Annotated in this window: 4 protein-coding genes and 1 pseudogene; 2 read left to right on the top strand and 3 right to left on the bottom strand. The window is 40.5% G+C overall.

Translation table 11 applies throughout. From position 1 onward, the window contains the following. A pseudogene (locus tag K7397_RS20990) lies at window positions 1–662 on the top strand (hypothetical protein); the annotation flags it as partial. A 694-nt stretch (window positions 663–1,356) separates the two neighbouring features. Next, on the top strand, window positions 1,357–2,754 hold the full coding sequence (locus K7397_RS20985; RefSeq protein WP_223070527.1) for a helix-turn-helix domain-containing protein: 1,398 nt from the start codon (window positions 1,357–1,359) through the stop codon (window positions 2,752–2,754). Between the two features lie 408 nt (window positions 2,755–3,162). On the opposite strand, the gene K7397_RS20980 is transcribed toward K7397_RS20985, so the two are convergent. From K7397_RS20980 to K7397_RS20970, 3 genes are all read right to left on the bottom strand, one after another. After that, window positions 3,163–3,594 (bottom strand): hypothetical protein, encoded by a 432-nt coding sequence (locus K7397_RS20980; RefSeq protein WP_223070526.1) that lies wholly within the window; start codon window positions 3,592–3,594, stop codon window positions 3,163–3,165. A 168-nt stretch (window positions 3,595–3,762) separates the two neighbouring features. Next, the gene (locus K7397_RS20975) at window positions 3,763–4,347 is read right to left on the bottom strand and encodes a hypothetical protein (protein WP_223070525.1); all 585 of its coding nucleotides are present in this window, start codon (window positions 4,345–4,347) and stop codon (window positions 3,763–3,765) included. Window positions 4,348–4,437: 90 nt separating this feature from the next. Then, window positions 4,438–5,237, bottom strand: an 800-nt coding sequence (locus tag K7397_RS20970; RefSeq protein ID WP_223070524.1) for a hypothetical protein, incomplete at its 5' end; no start/stop codon positions are given.

The following is a 5,237-nucleotide window of genomic DNA, read 5'->3' as shown; positions in this document are numbered from 1 at the left end:
AACGAACAGAAATTCTGCAGGTCTGCCCTTTTTTATGTCCGAAGTCACCTGAGACGAAAATACACCACCAACTACTCCTTAGATTCTGCTGTCTAATTCTCAATCACGGAATTATGCAAAATGCTCAATTAAGTAAAAGTATTGGTAAAGACATAAACAGTTCATTTTTTTACAGAATCTTTCCATTTACTTTTACACCAGATATTATGCTCTCAATCAAAGATAACGATAAAATTGATATGTACGAATGTATGAGTGAATACAATAAAAGGATTCTGAACATTATGAGGGATGAAGGAATCCAACAATTAGACGATAAAGATTTGATGTTTTTAGGAATGGCTTGGGATCCGAGAAGTCAAACTTGGAAAGAATTTGAAAAGAGATTAGACCAATCATTTGCAGTCTATAAAGAATTGTACCGGGCCCGTTCGGAACAGTTTTTGCTTGATAGAGGCTATGTAAAGGAACGAGAAAAAAGAAATCTTGAACACTTTAACTGGCTGGTTCATTATCAAGTAATGGGGTGGAGTCTTCGCGAAATCGCCGATTGCTACTCAATTGGTTCAGAAATCATACACGAGGATGCTGTTTTCCGGGGAATAAAGAATACAGCAGACTTAGTATTGCTCGAATTAAAACAAAGAAAAAATAGTCTCTGACTAGGCCAAAATACTTTAAATAATCGAAAAGCAATAATTAACCATAAAGAGACTTCCATAGAAGTCCTTACTCTTCTGTTCCGGATCGATTCTTAAGTTTTTCGGCTCTGGAATTGCAATGTGTTGTTGAAGAAGGTCCTTTTTTGGGTCTCAAAATTTCCCCTTCACATTGAGGCTAGTTTCCTCAGTATGTGTAGTTAGCGCTTGCTGAAAAAACCTTGGTTTATGTCTAGTGTACGAAAAACGGCTTGAACATGATCATTGGGAAAAATCTATACCAAACGGTCTTTAATCATGCTTTATCCCCCCAACCTCAGATGATTGGTCTATCGCAATTCCTCCCTCGGTCGCTTCCCAGGTAATCGAGGGCCCCTCCCCCGTTTATCTCCCCGATCGATCACTTTTACGCTGTAAGCTGACGTTCCTTCGTGTTGTCCTCGAACAGATCAATCTAGGCTACATCATCAGACCACAAGATTGACATTCCCACATGGATGTTCCGCCCGATGTTTATTTACATCTCCTTGCAAACCGGGTTATCGTTATAGTTAATTCGTTCCATTTTCATTTCCAAATGTCAGAATACACTCTTTCCTCACTCCAAGAATTTATTGACCAGTGTAATATTATGGTATATTGTTGTGATAGTGAATATAATATGGAAATTCTGGCTTATATTTAAGGAGTGGTTTTAGTGCCAACCTCAACCAAGATTCTGACTGAAATGGAACAATACATCAAACGAGAAGGTTTATCGATTTCCCGATTTGCAGAAAAGGCGGAAATGAATCCTGGATCCCTCAGTAAAATCATGAGCGGTAACCGGTACATAACCGTTGAGCAATTAGACAAAGTTACGGTTGCTATGGGACTTCCGGGCGGAACATTCTACGATGAATACGTAGATGAATTATCAAATACCCCACTGGATTGGCGGCGGCTAGGTCCTTTTTTGGAACGATGTGCTCAAATGGATAAGCTGGATACTATTGAGAGGATCGCTATCTTGATGATGGACAATTTAGCGTATTCAGAACCGCTATTTGATATGGCGGAAAGCTGGTTTCAAGCACAAAGATGGCCAGCTGCAGCTATTCTCTACCGAACTGTGGCGGAAAGTGAAAAGTATCAGCATTCACATCGATTAGCCTTATGCCAGTACCGATTATTCTCAATCGCTCTTTGTGAGGACCAAGATATTAACCTGAGAGCAGCGACAACCTTTGAAGGATATGTCGATCGATTGGACGACATTGATCGGTTGGATGCTCTGAAGGACCTTATTGATATCTATGCTTCATTGCACCGATTCGACAAAGTCGATGAATTGGCACTTACCATGGGCACCATCGCCAATATTCAGTATCAGCTTAAGCAGAATGCAACCCGGCACGATGAGCCCGTTCGTGAACCTACAAAATCTCTCATTGGGTATATTCTCTACTCTTATCTGATGCGTGGGATTGTTTGTGGGGAGCGTGGGGACTTTGAAAAAGCTTTAGCGTTTGTATCCTTATATGACAATCCAGATTGGGTCCGTGAGACGGATGATGCAACAGTGAAAACGCTGGAAATGTTCCACTTTTATGCGATTGGAAATAAATTGATTTATAAAATGAAAGCAGGAGATCAAGAAGCACTCTATGCTTTTATGGATACTGTTGCTCCATTTGAAAATGAAATCTTGCCAGCTTTATTTGACATCATCAAAGCGGCCAACACTCATCATTGGAATATTGACGGCATCCTGGAACAGTATCACGAGCTAATTGTGAGTTCATGTAAGGATGGGCCAGTCAACCATTATACTAAGCAGGTCATCAATGATGATTTTGCACATTTTTTATGTGATTTGGCTTGCTATTACTTAGATCAGGAAATATACTCTGTTGGTGTAAAGTGGGTATTAAAGAGTTTGCTATTCTCTAGTAAAATGTATAACGAAGGCTGTATCATCCGTTGTGTGGGATTGTTTGAACAATATCGGCATACAGCCTCTGGAGAAGATCAGACGGAGTATCAAAAAATAATTCTCGAGGTGCAAAAAGAAAATGAGAAAAAGAAAACGCTCACGATTAATCGTCATCATTAGTCTATTAACCATACTATTTGTCAGTCTTTCCTTCCCCCACTCCTCAAATTTGGCAGATGGGGACTCAACGATAGTGACACCGTATGAAATCGGAAAAGGAACCAACTGGTAATTTTTTTGTGAAGTCCTATGTTTTTTTCGAAATAATGAAGATCACTCTACATCATCTACATATGACAAAGGAAAAGCCACTTAATCGGGAAACCAGATTAGTGGCTCTTTATTTATTTCAAATTCGATGGGTCGGTTTATTCGAAATCATTCTCGTTACGCGAAGACGTGGTATTTCCCCTTGGATACGTCTCTTATCTGAATGTTTAGCCTCAAATTGCCGCCCAGGATCAATAATTCCGGATGATTGAGATGCCTTTATCCCAAGAACCTCTACCATCGGCGGGTCTGCCTTCATCAGTATTTAAGTAGACTGCCGTGATCTGTTCCTGCTGGCCCTCCCGATTTAAACGGCCAATGATCTGTTCGTGAACTTTCGGCGACCAGTCCAGTTCGCCGAATATGGCTGTCGAACATCGGTGTTGCAAACCATCCAGCCCAGCTCCACTTCGCAGAGATAGGATGAGCATCTGTATCACCTTCGATGAATCGGCGAACGGATTCATTTTTTTGTCGTTCGCTCTCGCTCCCTGTATACATGGCCGGACGATAGGCTGCCAGTTCCCTCAGCCATATATCATATACATCCCGGTGCCAGCCTACAAGTACGATTGGAATGCCAGCTTGGGGTAGTACCAGCGAAGCTGTCGCCAAGTGCCAACCTTTATCTACCTGAAACTGCAAATAGGGGTGCCGCCAACTAAACGAAAACGTACGATAAGCGAACATCCCTTCCACGCCGCCTGGTACCCACGTTTGCGAAGCAAAAATGACCAATTGAACAGGATCACTTCCTGTTCGATTGGTCATTTAGTGGGGTGGCGGGGTTTCGTGGCCCCAAGGTCTATTTTTCCCCGGAAACGGTCTTCACCTTTACGTAGCAAGAAGCCTCCGGATTCATCCATGGGGGGTGCTCAAAAGAGTAGAATCTGACGTTTCAAGAAAATGTACAATGTCTTTGAGCACATTTTCATTTTCCCCCACATAATCCCCTGGAGAAGGGCTTGAAGATGGTGAATGTGTAAGTTGTACATGAATGAGGATGTTTTTGTATGAGAGTAGCGAATTAAAGTCTCCTGTATTCCCTTGAACAATTGGTTTTAAATATAGCAGGTTGTTGCCCTGATTAACTTCAGTATAAATCCAACCTGTAATAACCTTATACCCATTTTTCACATCTTCGTAAGTTAAAAAATGCTGTGTTGAATCCTTGAATTCATTTTGTAAAGATAAATTTTTCTTCTTACCAAAGGATATCTCGTCATTAATCATTATAATGGTCGGGTTTTCGAGGGTCGATTCGGTTAGTTTCATAGGAACACTTGAAAAGTGTAATTGATCTTTAGTAGAACTCACTAATTTTACATATTGATCGTAGGAAAGCAAGTCTTGTGTGTTTTTCTTATCATCGTTTTTGCTATCGCAGGCAGTTAACATAAGGAGTATAGCTAAAACTACAATAGGATAACGTATTGTTCTCATTGTAAGCCTCCAAATCGGTGAAGTAACACTAACGGAATGAATGTAGTTGTCTTAAACCAATTAATCCCATTAGTGTTTAATTTATTAGTTTTAACGACCGTAATACTGGTCGGTGTTGAAATTCAAAACGCTCATGCTGCTATTCGATAAAGGAGACCATCCGCCTTCATTCGAATTTGAAACTGTATTTCCAGTAGCAATAAACGTTCCTGTGCCCATCGAATACAAATATTCTTTATATTTTGCGGTTCCGTTTGCATATGCACCAGGCAAACAAGCTTCAATCCAACCTGTATATCCAGGACTAACATAAAATGTAGTGCCTATTGTAGTAGATTTTTGGGTAGTGTTAGTTGAGGTATACGAACCTCCGAAAGTAAAGCCAAGCTTTGCAAGATAATTAGTTTCGAGTTCTGCTGTCGTGCTAACTTGAGTGGTAACTGACCACGTTGAAGTAGCTTGATCTTGTTGTGTGTAAACTAGTGGAAGAGCATTAGTGGTGCTTGCGTTATAAGCTTGTGTACGGCCTACTTTATAGTGATAAGGATCACTAAAGGAGTAATCTACAGTGTAACTGTCTTTGATATATTCATAATACAAACTGTTGTTGCTGTTCCAATAGTTATCCGCATGGACTCTACCAATCCCTGCAGGATTAAGTACAACTCCATTGCTAATAAGATTGGACCCGGTAAATGGAGAAACTTCTAATGGGGTTGTATTTCCAAACGCATCAGTCTTAAAGCCTTTGAAAGGTGCAATAGAGTCTGTAAAATAGTTTGTGTAAACTCCTAAACCCAGTAAAATGGAAGTAATAGAAAGGTTGGGAGAATACATGGGACTTTGGTCAAAAGAACAACTACGGGCTTTCATCAAGGAGAACAACTTGG

Origin of the sequence: Paenibacillus caui, assembly GCF_019904135.1 — a bacterium.
Classification (GTDB): Bacteria; Bacillota; Bacilli; order Paenibacillales; family Paenibacillaceae; genus Fontibacillus; species Fontibacillus caui.
This window is presented reverse-complemented; position numbering and strand designations above follow the sequence as displayed.